The organism is Stenotrophomonas sp. SXG-1, assembly GCF_014083965.1.
In the GTDB taxonomy this organism is placed as follows: domain Bacteria; phylum Pseudomonadota; class Gammaproteobacteria; order Xanthomonadales; family Xanthomonadaceae; genus Stenotrophomonas; species Stenotrophomonas geniculata.
The window spans coordinates 4,247,405-4,263,480 of sequence record NZ_CP046588.1 but is presented as its reverse complement, the minus strand read 5'-3'; the positions used below and the strand labels follow the sequence as shown (position 1 = coordinate 4,263,480).

Genomic DNA, 16,076 nt, shown 5'->3' with positions numbered 1-16,076 from the left:
GAGGTCCCCCATGCCGCGCTTCGCGCGGTGAGCCGAGCATGGCTCGGCTCTACAGGGAGCCTGCGCGGCGTCCGGGCCGCATGGCGTGCGTCAGTTCAGATCGACCACCCGCCCGCCAATGACCACCTGCTGCAGGCGCAGTTCCGCATCCAGCACTACCAGGTCGGCACGGGCGTCGGGCGCAATGCGACCGCGATCGCTCAAGCCCAGGTAATCGGCGGGGAAGGTGGACACGCGCTGCGAGGCATCGGCCAGTTCCAATCCCACACGCACAAGGTTGCGCAGCGCCTGGTCCATGGTCAGCGCGCTGCCTGCCAGCGAACCGGTGGCCAGGCGCACGCAGCCGCCGCACTTGTGCACGCGCTGTTCGCCCAGCGCGTACTCGCCATCGGGCATGCCGGTGGCGGCGGTGGCGTCGGTCACCGCGTACAAGCGCGGGATCGCGCGCGCGGCCAGGCGGATCACGCCGGGGTGGATGTGCTGCAGGTCGGGAATGATCTCGGCGTACTGCGCATGTGCCAGCGCCGCCGCGGCGATGCCAGGCCGGTAGTGGTCGACGCCGGTCATGCCATTGAACAGATGGGTGAAGCCGGAAGCCCCGGCCTGCAGGGCAGCAACACCCTCTTCGTACGTGCCGGCGCTGTGGCCGAGCTGCACGCGAATGCCCATTGCCGCCAGCGCGGGAATCAGTGCGGTGTGCTCGCCGATTTCCGGCGCCAGCGTCATCACCCGGATCGGTGCCAGCGCGTGCAGCTGCTGCACCAGCGCCAGCGTCGCCTCGATGGTGCGGTTGGGTTGCGCGCCCAGGCGCTGCGGGCTGATGAACGGCCCTTCCAGATGTACGCCGGCAATGCAGGCGGCGTCGGCATCGGGCGCTGCCATGGTCGCGGCCACGCCGTGCAGCGCGTGCTCGATCTCATCCAGGCCGGCGGTCATGGTGGTCGCCAGCAGCGTGGTGGTACCGAAGCGCAGATGGGTGCGGGCAATGGTGCGGGCCACGTCGCCGCCCTGCATCAGGTCGACGCCGGCCGCACCATGCACGTGCAGGTCGATGAAGCCGGGCAGGATCACCGGCAGCTGCAGGTCGTCAGCGCCGCTGTGGTCGTCCACCTGCAGCTGGCGGATGTGCGAATCGAAGTGGACGTGGCCACGCCGCCAACCCAGCGGCGTGAGGATGCGGCCATGCAGGGTGCGGGTGTCGGTCATGCAGTGGGCTCGGCGATGATCACTTCGATGCCCAGCCGCTGCAGCCCTTCACGGGTTGCGTCGTCGATGCCGGCGTCGGTGATGATGGCGTGGATCTGATCGAGAAGTGCGATGCGGTGCAGGCTGACGCGGCCGAACTTGGAGGCGTCGGTCAGCACCACGATGCGGCGCGCGCGCTCGACCATGCGGTGGTTGAGGCGGGCTTCGGCTTCATCGTGGGTGGTCAGGCCGAACTGCAGGTCCAGGCCGTCCACGCCCAGGAACAGGGTGTCGAAGCTGTAGGAGTTGAGGCTGGCTTCGGCCTGGCTGCCCTGCAGCGACAGCGACTGCTGGCGCAGCAGCCCACCGGTCAGCAGCACGTTGATGCCGGGCGCGTTGGCCAGTTCCCAGGCGATGTTCAGCCCGTTGGTCATCACCGTCACGTCGCGCTGGCTACGCAGGTGGCGGGCCAGGGTCATCGTGGTCGAGCCAGAGTCGATGATGATGTTGTCACCGGGCCGCACCAGGCGCGCGGCACAGGCGCCGATCGATTCCTTCAGCGGCAGGTTCAGTGCGTCCTTTTCGTGGATGTCCTGTTCCTGCGGCGGCGTGCGTACCAGCGTCGCACCGCCGTGGGTACGGTTGGCCAGGCCCTGCGATTCGAAGTGGGTCAGGTCGGCACGGATGGTCACCGCCGACACGCCGAAGCGCTCGACCAGATCGGCCACCTGCACCGAGCCGTGCTCGATCAGCAGCTGCAGGATCTGTTGCCGGCGGGAGCGGGTGTTGCGCATGGCCATTCTCGGTGTCGCGGGGAAAGGTAGAGATTAGCCGTTCGCAGCAACGGCGGCAGCCGCGTCTGCGTGATGCGTGCGGGTTCCGGCCTGGTTGGCGCTGCACGCACGGGCGTACTCGCCCAGGCACAGGCCGACGCGATGCTGCGCCAGCGCGGTAGGCGTATTGGCCAAGGTGCCCTCGCGCACGGCGCGGTACTGCTCCGGCAGGTACTGGCTGAGCAGTACCAGCGGCGGCGCATGCTGTTCCAGGTTGGCGAACAGGGTCTGCACCGCCTTCACCAGCGCCGGCTCGCCCCAGTAGTAGCGGCAGCGGTCGCTGAAGGAATAGCTGCGCAGCAGGCGCAGCGCTGCCTCATCGCCCTGGTAGTAGGACTGCCAGTACTTCGGCTGCGCCACCATCACTTCATCCAGCACCTGCGGCAGGCGCGAGCACTGCGCCGCCGGCAGCAGTTCGGCCTCGATCGCGGCCAGCGCGAACAGCGCTTCGCGGTAGGCGAAGGTCGCCGCCGGGCCGACCTTGAGGATGGCGAAGTGGTCGCGCACCAAGGCGTGCAGGCCACTTTCGCGCTGGTAGTCGGTGGAATGCGCTTCGAACACGATGCGCGGCTGCTGTTCGAGGAAGTCGGCCAGCGTGCTGGCGGCGGCCGGGTCGTACTCGTGCACGCTGCTGTGATCGAAATCCACGCCCGGTTGCACCACCATGGCGATCACGCGCTGCCACGCATCGCGCAGCTGCGGCGTATCGAACGCCTGCTGATGAATCGCCAGTGTCTGCGCGGCAGCGGCGGGCGTGGTCACCTGCAGGCCTTCGGCCAGCGAGGCTTCGCCACCGGGAATCGGCACTTCGGTACCGATCACGTAGACCGGCGGCGGCAGGCCATGATCGGCGGCGGTGCGTTCGGCGATCTCGGCCAGCTCGGCCGAGCGCGCGGCGACGATGGCGTCGGGCAGCGGCACCGGGTCATCGGCGCAGGACATGCTGCAATCGAGGTGGATCTTGTGGAAACCGGCGGCGACGTAGGCTTCGATCAGCACGCGCGCGTGGGTCATCGCTTCGGCGGCCGGGCGCTTCTGCCAGGCATTCGGGCCGAGGTGGTCGCCACCCAGGATCAGCCGCTCGCGCGGGAAACCTTCTTCATCGGCCAGCGTGCCCACGTAATCGCGGTACTGCGGCGGGGTCATGCCGGTGTAGCCGCCGAACTGGTCGACCTGGTTGGAGGTGGCCTCGATCAGCAGCACGGTGCCGTGCGCCAGCGCCACGTGCATGGCCGCACGCAGCACCTGCTCGTTGCTGCAGCAGACGCTGTACAGGCCGACGTTGGCACCGGCGCGGTGGGAGGCAAGCAGGGTCTGCAACGGGGACATGGTCAAGCTCCGGTCAATCAGGAAAACGAGGGTTGGCAGGCGAGCAGGGCGGCACCACGTGCGCCACCGGCATCACCGAAGCGCGGCGGCACGATCGGCGGAACCTGCACGCCGTTGAACAGATGTGCGGCGATGGCCGCCGGCAGCTGCTGGTACAGCGGCGCGTACTGCGACAGGCCACCGCCGAGCACGATCACGTGCGGGTCCAGCGCCAGCACCAGCGCGGCCAGGCTGTGGCCAAGCAGGTCGCGATGGATGTCCAGCGCCCTGCGCGCACGCACATCACCGGCTTCGGCCAGTGCGATCACTGCGCTGGCGTCGGTGGCGCTGCCACCGAGGTGACGCTCGATCATTGCCAGCCCGCTGCCGGACACGTAGCGCTCCACGCAGCCCTGCAGGCCGCAGGCGCAGTCGATGAGTGGCAGGCCGTGGCGCTGCAGCAGGTGGCCGGGCACGCTCCAGTGGCCCCATTCGCCGGCCAGGCCGTTGAAGCCGGACAGCAGGCGGCCCTGCAGGCAGAAGCCGCCACCGGCACCGGTGCCGAGGATGGCGCCGAACATGCTGGGGTAGCCGTCGGCGGCCCCGCCATGCGCTTCCGACAGGGCAAAGCACTGCAGGTCGTTGCCGAAGTGCAGCGGGCGTTGCAGGCGTGCCTGCAGATCCGCCGCCACGCTGTGGCCGGTCAGTGCCGGCACGTTCGCGCTGAGCTGGCGGCCGCTGCGGCGGTCGCGCACGCCGGGCAGGGCGATGCCGATGGCGGCATCACTGCGGCCCAGCGCCGCATCGGCCTCGGCCACCAGCGCCACCACCGCCTTCAGGAAGCCGTCGTAGTCACCCTGTGGGGTGGCCACGCGGCGGCGCCAGGTGACCTGCATCGCCGCATCGCACGCCACCAGCTCGATCTTGGTGCCGCCGATGTCGATGCCGTAGCAGGCGTGGGCGATCAGCTCAGCCATGGTGGATGGTGACGCCCTTGACGACGCGGTTGACGGTGCCGTCCGGGAACGGGTTGTCCGGGGTCAGGCCCAGCGCGGCCGAGCGCTGCAGCGCGAACAGCTGCGCGAAGCCCAGCCACACCGGTGCCAGCCACGGATCGTCCAGTGCCGGCACGGTGAGGGTGTATTCGTCATCGGCGCCGATGTCCGAATGCGGGCCGATCGCCAGCACCTGGCCGGCCACGCCGTCGCGGCGCAGTTCTTCCAGCAGGTCCTGCTCGTAGCGGCGCGCCAGCGGCTGCACGCTGCGCAGCACCACCACCAGGGTGTTGCCGTCCAGCGTCGACTTCGGGCCATGGCGGAAGCCCAGCGGTGTGTTGGCCAGCGCCAGCACGCGGCCGGCGGTCAGCTCCAGCACCTTCAGCGCGCATTCGCGCGCCAGCGCTTCCAGCGGGCCGCTGCCGAGGTAGATGATGCGGTTGAACGGGCGCTGCGCCAGCACCGCCACCGGTGCATCCCACTGCGCCTGGCCTTCGCGGGCCAGCGCGGCAATCTGCTTCAGGCGCGCCACGCGCGCATCCCACGGCGAACGATCGAACACGGTCAGTGCGGCCAGCAGCATGCAGGTCAGGCTGCTGGTCATGGCGAAGGCGCGATCGCAGCTGGCCGACGGCATCAGCAGCGTGCAGGTATCGGCACGGCCGGCACCACGACGGGCGAGTTCGCCATCGGCGTTGCAGGTGATGTCGAGGAAGCGTGCCTCATCCACATCGGCGCGCACGCGGTCCACCGCGGCCACGCTTTCCGGACTGGAACCACTGCGGCCAAACGAGACCAGCAGGGTGGGGCGGTCGCGCTGCAGGTACAGCGCCGGATGGGTCAGCAGGCTGGTGGTGTGCACCACGCGCACCTCGGCCGGCCACTGCGCGTTGATCGCATCGGCCACCATCTCGGCGATGAAGCCGGAGCTGCCGGCGCCGGTGAACAGCACGCGCTGGTTGGGATCGTTGAGGCTGCCGCCGAGGAAGGCCTGCAGGCGGTCGCGGGCACGCGACAGATCCTGGGCGAGGGCTTCCCATAGCGCTGGCTGCTGGGCGATTTCGGTAGCGGTATCGGCTCCGCCAAGGCGCTGCCAGGCGGACACATCGGAAAGCAGGGTGACGTCCATTCGGAGGTTCCAGTTGGGCCAGCGCACCATCTGCGTTTTCTTTCGAAATGTCAAACATCGAAAGTAAAAAGAAAGAAAATGACGCGATGACTTTTCCCGCTGCCGAGCGCTCGGGAAAACGAAAGAACGGGGCGAGTGCCGTATCGCACAATGCTTAACAGGCAGCTGCAATCGATTACACAAAGTATTGCGACGCAACAACTTTCGTTTCAGTGGAATATATCTTCCTTTTTCCTTTCAATTTGTTGACATCTTTCGAATCGCTGCCCTAGAGTCGGCCCAACCGCTTTCGAAACGCCCGGTGAACGGGTTGGGAGTCCGTGTGGAAATCTGCGTTCGTCGCTCGCCGCTGATGCTGGCTCTGTTGCCGGCATTGATGTTGGCGTCCATGCCGGCCCAGGCCGAGCCGGTCGGCAACCTGCGTTCGGTTGCCGCCAGCGCCAGCCGCGACGGCGTGCAGGGCTGGGACCTGCAGACCGACAAGGGCGCGCTGCTCCGCATCGAACTGCCGGCCACCGACATCGTCCGCGTGCAGGCCGGCCGCAACGGCACGCTGACCGGCGCCGGCGACAAGGCCGCGCCGATCGTACTGCCGCAGCCCAAGGCCAACGTGCAGGCGAAGCTGGAAGAAGACGCGCAGGAAATCCGCGTGCGGACCGAGTCCCTGGTGCTGCATGTACAGCGGCAGCCGCTACGCATGCGCCTGGAACGGCTGGACAACGGCCAGCCCACCGCGCTGTGGCAGGAACTGCAGCCGCTGGACCTGGATGCCACGCAGAGCGTGCAGGTGCTGTCCTCGCAGGCCGATGAGGGCTACTTCGGTGGCGGCCAGCAGAACGGCCGCTACCAGTTCAAGGGCCGCGAGCTGGAGGTGTCCTATTCCGGCGGCTGGGAAGAGGGCGACCGCCCCAGCCCTGCACCGATGCTGCTGAGCAGCCGTGGCTGGGGCATGCTGCGCAATACCTGGAGCGATGGCAGCTACGATCTGCGCGAGGCCGACCAGTCCACGCTACTGCATCGCGAAGACCGCTTCGATGCCTATTACTTCGTCGGCGCCGACCTGCCGAAACTGATCGAGCGCTACACCCAGCTGACTGGCCGGCCGAACATGGTCGCGCGCTGGGCGCTGTCCTACGGCGACGCCGATTGCTACAACGATGGCGACAACAGCAAGAAGCCCGGCACGGTGCCCGAAGGCTGGAGCGACGGCCCGACCGGCACCACCCCCGATGTGATCGACAGCGTGGCCAAGCAGTACCGCGCCCACGACATGCCCGGTGGCTGGATCCTGCCCAACGACGGCTACGGCTGCGGTTACAAGCAGTTGCCGGAAACCGTGAAGGGGCTGGCCGGCTACGGTTTCCGCACCGGACTGTGGACCGAGAACGGCGTCGACAAGATCGCCTGGGAAGTGGGCAAGGCCGGCAGCCGCGTGCAGAAGCTGGACGTGGCCTGGACCGGCAAGGGCTACCAGTTCGCGATGGACGCCAACCGCCAGGCGTTCAACGGCATCCTCGACAATTCCGATTCGCGCCCGTTCCTGTGGACGGTGATGGGCTGGGCCGGCATCCAGCGCTACGCCGTGGCCTGGACCGGCGACCAGAGCAGCAGCTGGGACTACATCCGCTGGCACGTGCCGACCCTGGTCGGTTCCGGCCTGTCCGGCATGGCCTATGCCAGCGGCGACGTCGATGCGATCTTCGGCGGCAGCGCCGAGACCTTCACCCGCGACCTGCAGTGGAAGGCGTTCACGCCGGTACTGATGGGCATGAGCGGCTGGTCGTCGAACGCACGCAAGCATCCGTGGTGGTACGACGAGCCCTACCGCAGCATCAACCGCGATTACCTGAAGTTGAAGATGCGCCTGACCCCGTACATGTACGGCCTGGTGCACGAGGCCGCGCAGACCGGCGCACCACCGGTGCGTGGCCTGATGTGGGACAACCCGCGCGACCCGCACGCGCAGGATGAAACCTACAAGTACCAGTTCCTGCTTGGCCGCGATCTGCTGGTGGCGCCGGTGTACCGCAGCCAGGCGGCCAGCCGTGGCTGGCGCCGCGATATCCACCTGCCGGCCGGCGGCTGGATCGACTACTGGGACGGCCGCCGCGTGCAGGCCGGCGCCGACGGCCGCCAGCTCGACCGCCAGGTGGACCTGGCCACGCTGCCGGTGTTCGTGCGTGCCGGAGCGATCCTGCCGATGTACCCGTCGATGCTGTTCGACGGTGAGAAGCCGCTCGATGAAGTGACCTTCGACCTGTACCCGCAGGGCGAGTCGCACTACACGCTGTACGAAGACGATGGCAACACGCGCCGCTACCAGCAGGGCGAGTCGAGCACGCAGGTGATCCGCGTGCAGGCGCCAGCGCAGGGCAGTGGCCCGGTGCAGGTGAAGATCGATGCGGTGCAGGGCCAGTACAACGGCCAGCTGCCGCAGCGCCGCTATGGCCTGCGCGTGCTCAGCCGCCAGGCGCCGCGTGCGGTGCAGGCCGCTGGCCGCGCGCTGCCGGCGCTGGCTGATGCCGCTGCGTTCAACGCTGCTGCTGAAGGCTGGTACTTCGATGCCGCCGAACGACGCGGCACGCTGCATGTGCGCACCGCCAGCCAGGACATCCGCCAGCCCCTGCAACTGCAGCTGGACTTCGCGGTCGCCGCCGCCGCTGCCGACGATGCGTATCCGGCGGCACCGGTACTCGGCCGCGAACTGCCCGCAGACAGCCTGCTGGTGGTCAACCGCCCGGCCGAAGAGCCCGGCCACGCGCTGGAAAACGCCTTCGATGATGACCCGGGTACCTGGTTCCGCAGTGTGCGCAACCAGGCCGTGCGCACCGGTGCGCATGAATGGGTGATCGGGTTCGGCGAGCGCAGGATGATCGATGGCATCGACATCGCGCCGCGCAACGACAAGAACTGGAAGCACGGCCAGGTACGCGATTACGAGGTCTACCTGGGCGACAGCAACGGCGAGTGGGGCGAGCCGATCGCGCGTGGCCGCCTGCAGTTGAAGGAAGGCGTGCAGCGCATCGCGTTCCCGGCCCATGCCGGCCGCCTGCTGCGCTTCCGCGTGTTGAGCGTGCAGAACCCCGAAGGCGACGGCGCCAGCAGCGCCGACCCGATGGTCACCGCCGCACAGGGCAGCGCCCGCGCCTTCGATGCACTGCAGCCGCGCGACGTCGGCCCGATCGCCTTGTCCACCTTCCACATTCTTGAACACCAGGAACCGGAGCGACCGGCCCGGCAGCGCTATCTCTCCGAGCTGCCGGTGCCGGCCGCGCTGGCCAGCCAGGTGCGCGCCGACCAGTCGTTCCGTGGCGATGCCGGCATGCGCATGAACGGCCTGCAGTTCCGCCGTGGCCTGGGCGTCGGCGCCAACAGCCGCATCGACCTGCGCCTGCAGGGCGGCTGGCACCTGCTGCGTGCCGACCTCGGCATCGACGACGCCTGCCGCAACGCCGGTGGCCTGCAGTTCCAGGTCTGGGGTGACAACCGCCTGCTGTACGACAGCGGCCTGGTGAAGGCACCCGGCGTGGTCAAGCCGGAGCTGGACATCCGTGGCCTTTCCAGCCTGAGCCTGCGCACGCTGGGTGCGCAGGGCAGCCAACCCGCCCAGGTCTGTGCCAACTGGGCCAACGCCGTGCTGATCGGCCAGGAGGGCGACTCCGCCAGCATCGTCGCCCCATGACCCCCTCGTAACACCGCTCCTCCCCCCGCCCATTCCGACTACGGCCCTCATGGCCGTGGCCCGGGAGCGTTTTGCCCGCCGAACGCCCACGCGCTCACCATTCGCGCCGCACCCCTGCCAGGAGAGAACCCCGATGTTGCCCGCCCGCCACCACCGCCCCCCCTGTCGTTCGATCGCTCCGCTGTCGCTGGCCATTGCCGGCGTGCTGCTGTCGGTCGCCGTTCCTGCCTTCGCCCAGGAGAGCAAGGACAAGGCCACCGACCTGGCCCGCATCGAGGTCACTGGCTCCAACATCCGCCGCACCGACGTTGAAACCGCGTCGCCGGTGCAGGTGATCAGCAAGCAGGACATCCAGAACATGGGTGCGCGCACGCTGTTGCAGGTGCTCGACAACCTGCCTGCCGCACGCCCGGCGCAGCAGGATGCGCGTTCGTTGTTCACCGGTTCCGACGGTGCTTCGCAGGCCAACCTGCGCGGCCTCGGTGCCCAGGGAACGCTGGTGCTGCTGAATGGTCGTCGCCTGTCGTACTACGGCGCGCCGGCCGGCTTCCAGACCCAGTTCGTCAACATCGACGCGATCCCGGCTGCGGCCATCGAACGCATGGAAGTGCTGACCGACGGCGCTTCGGCGGTGTACGGCACCGACGCGGTGGCCGGCGTGATCAACGTGATCACCAAGCGCAACTTCCAGGGCGCCGAGGTCAGCTTCACCAACGACACCTCCTCGCGCATCGACTCCTACGGCGAGCGCCAGGCCAGCATCACCGCCGGCTTCGGTGACCTGGCCGAGAACCGCTTCAACATCTACGGCGCGGTGAACATGTACCGCCGCGACGCGATTCCGCTGAGCGACTTCTACGACAAGCGGCCTGACCAGTACTACGTCAACAACCCGAACTACCTCAACAACCTGCGCCTGGGCGTGGGCAGCAAGCCGGGCGAGTTCAACCCGGGCAGCTACTTCGCCTTCGATCCGGTCACCGGCCGCCGTGTGCAGGAAGCTGCGCCGGGCTGCAAGAACGTGCTGACCAGTGAAGCGGCCGGCCCGCGTTGCGTCTGGGAAACCTGGATGAACAACGAGATCGATGCCGGCGCCAAGTCCGAGCGCAATACCGCCTACCTCAACGGCACTTTCCTGGTGGGCGACAGCACCGAGATCTTCGCTGAGGCGACCTACACCGACATCGACCTGCGCGCCAACGGCGGTACGCCGCGCACCTACGGCACCACCACCGGCAACCCGACCAGCTGGTTCTCGCGCAACACCGGCAACACCGTCAACCAGTTCCTGTACCCGTTCCTGGGCCCGAACAACGAGTACAACCACGCCAGCCCGCAGATGAAGGCCATGATGGGCGGCGTGGTCGGCCTGAACTACCTGCTGCAGGATGCCGGCCCGAACTACTTCGGCCAGCGCAATACCGACAAGAGCTACCGCGTGCTGGCCGGTGCGCGTGGCAACCGGGGTGACTGGAACTGGGAGACCGCCTTCGCCAGCGCCGGTACCCACTCCACCACGTACCAGACGATCAACGTCAACATCAAGGGCTTCGAGAAGGCGTTCGGCCCGTACTCGGTCGATCCGACCACCGGCCGCGTGATCATCTCCGACCACCCGGCATACAAGTTCGGCGAGATCAGCGAAGCCAACGCTGCATTGATCCGTGAAGCGTTCCCGACCTTCGACATCCAGTCGTGGACCCGCCTGCACACCCTGGACGGCAAGATCGAAGGCCCGCTGTTCCAGCTGCCGGCCGGTGAGATGCGCGCCGCGTTTGGCTTCAACGCCAGCCGTGAGACCTTCTATACCCCGGGCAACGCCGATGCGGCCAACGGCCTGATCACCCAGCAGGGTGGTTCCTGGTTCGATGGCAAGCGCAACACCTACGCGCTGTTCGCCGAGACCGTGGCGCCGATCACCGACAAGCTGGAACTGGATGCGGCGGTGCGCGTGGACAAGTACCCGAACTTCAGCGCCAACATCGCGCCGAAGATTGGCTTCAAGTACCAGGCGTTCGATCAGCTGATGCTGCGCGGCACGTACTCCACCGGCTTCCGTGCACCGAGCCTGGCCGAGTCCGGCAACGGCGGCGTGTTCGCGCAGCTGGGCGGCTACCGTGACGAGCTGCGCTGCAACGAGACCAACGCCATCGCCAACCTGCTGCTGAGGTCGCAGCGCCCGGGTGACGTGGATCTCGGCAAGAACCTGCTGAACGTCGATTGCAGCCGCACCGTGGCACGCATGACCCAGCCGAACAAGGACCTGAAGCCGGAGAAGGCGAAGATCGCTACCCTTGGTTTCGTCTACGAGCCGGCAACCTGGCTGTCGGTGTCGGCCGACTACTGGTTCATCTACCGCGACAATGAAATCGTTGCGCCGGACTACCGCCGCATGGAAGACATCATCTCCTCGTCGCGTTCGCCGATCACCGACAGCGACCGTGCCAACCTGGCGCAGCTGGCGGCGATGTGTGCCGACCCGGCCAGTGGCGTGAACTGTCCCTCGACGCTGCCAGGCTACTCCGCCGGCAACGTGGCCAGCGTGGTGGGCCAGTACAAGAACCGTGGCAAGACCCTGATCGACGGCTTCGACATCGACGCGCGCAGCCGCTTCTCGCTGGGTGATTGGGGCAACCTGAACATCGGCCTGGCTGCCACCATCGCCAACCGCAACCGCTTCTACATGGATGAAGCGAGCGGCTGGTACTACGGCGACGTGGTGGGCTACTACAACAACCCGCGCCTGCGTGCCACGCTCAATGCCGACTGGACCTACAAGCAGGTGACCACCAGCATGTTCGTCAACTACGTGGGCGGCACCAAGTGGGCCACCGACCAGGTTGATGAGGTGAGCAACAACAAGGAAACCTGCACCGGCGGCTATCTGGCCCTGCAGAAGAGCAAGTGTGATGGTGCACCGTCATGGTGGACCGCCAACATGAGCGTCACCTGGCGCCCGGATGATGCGTGGAACCTGAGCTTCACCGTCAAGAACCTGTTCAACCGCCTGCCGTTCTACGACCCGAACAGCTTCCTGGGTGACTCCAGTGACTACGCAACGATCTTCGGTCGTGGTTACAGTGTGACCATCGGCTATCGGTTCAAGTAATTCCGTTTGCGTGACCTGGCGTGCCGGCTGCGGCCGGCACGCTGCCAAGAGGAGAGATGTTTGCCATGAAGCGTAGGGAATTCATCGCGGCCAGCGCCGCTGTCGCCGCCAGCAGCCTGCTGCCGCAGACCCCGGCCTGGGCACGCGGGCGCAAGGTGCGCCTGGCCATGATCGGTACCGGCATGCGTGGCCTGGTGCTGCTGAAGGAACTGGTGCGCCGCGAAGACGTCGAGGTTGTCGCCGTCTGCGATATCGCGCCGATCATGCTCGGCCGCGCCGTGGAGATGGTCAGCAAGGCCGGCAAACCGGCCCCGAAGACCTACGGCCAGGACCGCGACACCAACGCCTGGAAGCGCCTGCTGGAACAGAAGGGCATCGATGGCGTGATCATCGCCACGCCGTGGGAGTACCACGCGCCGATGGCGATTGCCGCGATGCAGGCTGGCGTGGCAGTGGGCTGTGAAGTGGTGGCCGGCATCACACTGCAGGATCACTGGGACGTGTTGAAGACCCAGCTGAGTACCGGCACCCCGTACATGCTGCTGGAGAACGTCTGCTACCGCCGCGACGTGATGGCCGCGCTGCAGATGGTGCGCCAGGGCCTGTTCGGTGAGCTGGTGCACCTGCAGGCCGGCTACCAGCACGACCTGCGCGGCGTGAAGTTCAATTCCGGCGACCCGAACCAGCCCTACGACAGCGGCGTGGAATTCGGTCCCAAGGGCTGGAGCGAAGCCCGCTGGCGCACCGAGCATTCGGTGAAGCGCAATGGTGAGCTCTACCCCAGCCACGGCATCGGCCCGTGCGCGATGTACACCGGCATCAATCGCGGCAACCGCTTCACCCACATCAACGCCTTCGCGACCAAGGCGCGCGGCCTGCACGAATACACCGTGGCCAAGAGTGGCGGCACCACGCATCCCAGTACCAAGGTGAAGTTCAAGCTCGGCGACATCGTGACCACCACGCTGGCCTGCGAGAACGGAGAGACCATCCTGCTGCAGCACGATACCTCACTGCCGCGCCCGTACTCGATGGGCTTCCGCGTGCAGGGCACCAAGGGCCTGTGGATGGATGTGAACCATTCAATCCACATCGAAGGCCGCAGCCCGCCGCACCAGTGGGAAGAGTTCAAGAAGTACCAGGACGAATACGAACACCCGCTGTGGAAGCAGAATGCCGACACCGCCGCCAGTGCTGGTCACGGTGGCATGGACTGGTTCGTCATCCACGCCTTCGTGGAGGCGCTGAAGGCCAAGGCACCGATGCCGATCGATATCTATGACGCGGTTACATGGAGCGCGATCACGCCGTTGAGCGAGCAATCGATCGCCAACAGCTTCCAGACGCTGGAGTTCCCGGATTTCACGGCGGGCCTGTGGCAGAAGCGCAAGCCGATCTTCGCCTTCGACGGCAAGTACTGACCTGTACACCAACGGTAGCGCCGGGCCATGCCCGGCGTTGCCGTTTCCGCCTGCACTACACTACGGCCCCACCCCGGGCGGAGCCCCAGACCATGGCATGGCAGAAGATCAGCGACCTGCCGGACCAGCGATTCATCGGTCCGCATGGCATCGAGTTCTGGCGCGTCCACGAGGGCCAGGTCTTCCACCAAGGCCGGTTGCTGCGCAAGGCCGACGCAGCGAGCTTCGAGTTCGATCCAGCCCACTATTTCATCGCGCGCGATGCGCACGCCGTCTACCACGGGTGGACCCGGCTGCCCGTGGTAGACCGCGAAAGCTTCGGCCAGTGCGGCGCCTATTGGCTTGACGACCACGCCGTCTACTTCGAGTTCGAGACCTCGCTGAAGGCGCTGCCCGGGGCGGAGTGCACGACGTTCCGCGATCTCGGCGGCGGCTACGGGGCTGATGACCAGGGTGGCTGGTACTGCGGGAGGCGGATGAAGCACTGCCTGCGTGGGAACCTGCTGCAGGTGGTGCCGCAGGAGCCGCTGTTCGCGCTTGATGACCACAATGTCTATTGCGATGGGAAGCCGCTGCCCGGGGTGGATCGCGCGCGCTGGCGGCTGCTGGGCGGGTACTTCTCGGGTGATGGCAGCCGGGTCTACTACCTGGAACGGAAGCTGCCCCGGGTGGATGTGGCGACGTGGCGCAGGCTGGAGGGGAACTGGTCGCGGGATGCGACGCAGTTGTTCAACATGTACCAGGTCAAGAAGGCCCCCGAGCTGCGGGCGCTGCATGGGCTTGACTGACTGGGGCGCGCGCGGAGGCTCGCGCTGACGACCGGCCATGGCGCTTTGCCGCCAGCTGAAGCGCTGGGCGGTGGGGCTGCTCTAGGAGCCGGGGTGTTGCTGGGGGGACCTGCTCGGAGGCGGGGCCTGCAAGAGCAGACGGGAGCAGGGGAAGATGGCGCGCCCGGAGGGATTCGAACCCCCGACCAATGGCTTCGGAAGCCACTACTCTATCCGGCTGAGCTACGAGCGCGTTGTGGTGATACTACCGGTTACCCGGCGGTAGCAAAGGATTCTAGCGGAGTCCGCGACAAAAATCTGCCCTGGCAGGTAGAGCCTGACCTGCCAGGACCGCGGACTCTTGGCTAGATGCCCTGAAATCAGTCGTTTCCGAACAGATCCCGGGTATAGACCTTCTCTGAAACGTCCGAGATCTCAGGCGACAGCCGGTTGGCCAGGATCACGTCGCACTCGGCCGTGAAGCGCTCCAGGTCATTGTTGACCCGGGAATTGTAGAAGTGCGGAACCTGCAGGACGGGCTCGTGGACGACCACCTCGATGCCCTTGGCCTTGATGCGCTTCATCACGCCCTGGATGGCCGAAGCCCTGAAGTTATCCGAGCCGGACTTCATGACCAAGCGATAGATGCCAACTACCTTGGGCGAACGGCGGATCACTTCGTCGGCGATGAAATCCTTGCGGGTGCGGTTGGCTTCCACGATGGCGTGGATCAGGTTCTGCGGCACGTCGCTGTAGTTGGCCAGCAGCTGCTTCGTGTCCTTCGGCAGGCAGTAGCCGCCATAGCCGAACGAAGGGTTGTTGTAATGTCTGCCGATGCGCGGATCCAGGCTCACGCCATCAATGATCTGGCGCGTGTCCAGCCCGTGCGACGCAGCATAGGTGTCCAGTTCGTTGAAGAACGCAACGCGCATGGCGAGGTAGGTGTTGGCGAACAGCTTGATCGCCTCGGCCTCGGTGGAATCGGTGAACAGCGTGGGTACGTTCTTGCTCATTGCGCCTTCTTGAAGCAACCCGGCAAACGCTTCCCCACGCTCCGAGCGTTCACCCACGATGATGCGGCTGGGGTGAAGGTTGTCGTACAGCGCCTTCCCCTCGCGCAGGAATTCAGGCGAGAAGATGATGTTGCGGGTGCCGAACCGTTCGCGAAGCTCATCCGTGCAGCCCACCGGGATGGTGGACTTGATGACCATCACCGCATCGGGGTTGATTGCTACGACATCGCGGACAACCGACTCCACCGAGCTTGTGTTGAAGTAGTTGGTCTGCGGATCATAGTCCGTGGGCGTAGCGATGATCACGAACGCGGCGCCGGCATAGGCATCCTTCGGATCGAGCGTTGCTCTCAACTGTAGGGTTGCTTGCGCCAGATAGGCTTGGATCTCAGCATCCTCGATAGGTGACTTGCCGTCGTTGATAAGCGCAACGCGGCCGGCGTCTATGTCGAGGGCCACCACATCGTGGTTCTGAGCGAAGAGTACGGCATTGGAAAGGCCAACATAGCCGGTTCCAGCAACGGCGATTTTCATTAGTGCTCCTTGAACTCCCTCGCGGCAAGCGACGGGATCTTGATGCTCATTCCCAAGTGCTGGCGACTCCCACCCAATCTGCGCTCAGTGTTATCTCCAG

At 66.5% G+C, this 16,076-nt stretch carries 10 protein-coding genes and 1 tRNA gene; 4 read left to right on the top strand and 7 right to left on the bottom strand.

Annotation, left to right across the window (positions count from 1 at the left end; translation table 11 throughout):
• Nucleotides 1-90: 90 nt before the first annotated feature.
• The 5 genes from nagA to GOC52_RS19435 are packed head-to-tail and all read right to left on the bottom strand — an operon-like array spanning nucleotide 91 to nucleotide 5,450.
• Complete coding sequence (nagA, locus tag GOC52_RS19455; RefSeq protein WP_191850221.1) at nucleotides 91-1,206, bottom strand: N-acetylglucosamine-6-phosphate deacetylase; 1,116 nt, start codon at nucleotides 1,204-1,206, stop codon at nucleotides 91-93.
• Nucleotides 1,203-1,979 carry a DeoR family transcriptional regulator gene (locus GOC52_RS19450; protein ID WP_043399720.1) on the bottom strand — a complete coding sequence of 259 codons (777 nt, stop codon included), beginning with the start codon at nucleotides 1,977-1,979 and terminating at the stop codon, nucleotides 1,203-1,205. Before GOC52_RS19450 ends, nagA begins: the two co-directional genes overlap by 4 nt.
• 33 nt (nucleotides 1,980-2,012) lie before the next feature.
• On the bottom strand, nucleotides 2,013-3,347 hold the full coding sequence (locus GOC52_RS19445) for a D-tagatose-bisphosphate aldolase, class II, non-catalytic subunit (RefSeq protein WP_049435777.1): 1,335 nt from the start codon (nucleotides 3,345-3,347) through the stop codon (nucleotides 2,013-2,015).
• Between the two features lie 17 nt (nucleotides 3,348-3,364).
• Entirely contained in the window at nucleotides 3,365-4,303 is a 939-nt protein-coding gene (locus GOC52_RS19440; protein WP_191850219.1) for an ROK family protein, read from the bottom strand.
• The gene (locus GOC52_RS19435; protein ID WP_143994158.1) at nucleotides 4,296-5,450 is read right to left on the bottom strand and encodes an SIS domain-containing protein; all 1,155 of its coding nucleotides are present in this window, start codon (nucleotides 5,448-5,450) and stop codon (nucleotides 4,296-4,298) included. The genes GOC52_RS19440 and GOC52_RS19435 overlap by 8 nt, the downstream gene beginning before the upstream one ends.
• Before the next feature lie 322 nt (nucleotides 5,451-5,772).
• Here GOC52_RS19435 and GOC52_RS19430 point away from each other — a divergent pair, with 322 nt between their 5' ends.
• The 4 genes from GOC52_RS19430 (at nucleotide 5,773) to GOC52_RS19415 (ending at nucleotide 14,450) form a co-directional block, all read left to right on the top strand.
• Complete coding sequence (locus GOC52_RS19430; RefSeq protein ID WP_191850217.1) at nucleotides 5,773-9,132, top strand: TIM-barrel domain-containing protein; 3,360 nt, start codon at nucleotides 5,773-5,775, stop codon at nucleotides 9,130-9,132.
• A 133-nt stretch (nucleotides 9,133-9,265) separates the two neighbouring features.
• Complete coding sequence (locus GOC52_RS19425; protein ID WP_191850215.1) at nucleotides 9,266-12,241, top strand: TonB-dependent receptor domain-containing protein; 2,976 nt, start codon at nucleotides 9,266-9,268, stop codon at nucleotides 12,239-12,241.
• Nucleotides 12,242-12,306: 65 nt separating this feature from the next.
• A complete protein-coding gene (locus GOC52_RS19420) occupies nucleotides 12,307-13,662 on the top strand; it encodes a Gfo/Idh/MocA family protein (RefSeq protein ID WP_191850213.1) in 1,356 nt (451 codons plus the stop codon).
• A gap of 92 nt (nucleotides 13,663-13,754) precedes the next feature.
• Complete coding sequence (locus tag GOC52_RS19415) at nucleotides 13,755-14,450, top strand: DKNYY domain-containing protein (RefSeq protein WP_191850211.1); 696 nt, start codon at nucleotides 13,755-13,757, stop codon at nucleotides 14,448-14,450.
• A gap of 155 nt (nucleotides 14,451-14,605) precedes the next feature.
• Here the strand turns inward: GOC52_RS19415 and GOC52_RS19410 are convergent.
• Both GOC52_RS19410 and GOC52_RS19405 read right to left on the bottom strand, forming a co-directional pair.
• Nucleotides 14,606-14,682: transfer RNA gene (locus GOC52_RS19410), tRNA-Arg, on the bottom strand.
• Between the two features lie 127 nt (nucleotides 14,683-14,809).
• Nucleotides 14,810-15,976 (bottom strand): nucleotide sugar dehydrogenase, encoded by a 1,167-nt coding sequence (locus tag GOC52_RS19405; RefSeq protein ID WP_191850209.1) that lies wholly within the window; start codon nucleotides 15,974-15,976, stop codon nucleotides 14,810-14,812.
• Between the last annotated feature and the right edge of the window lie 100 nt (nucleotides 15,977-16,076).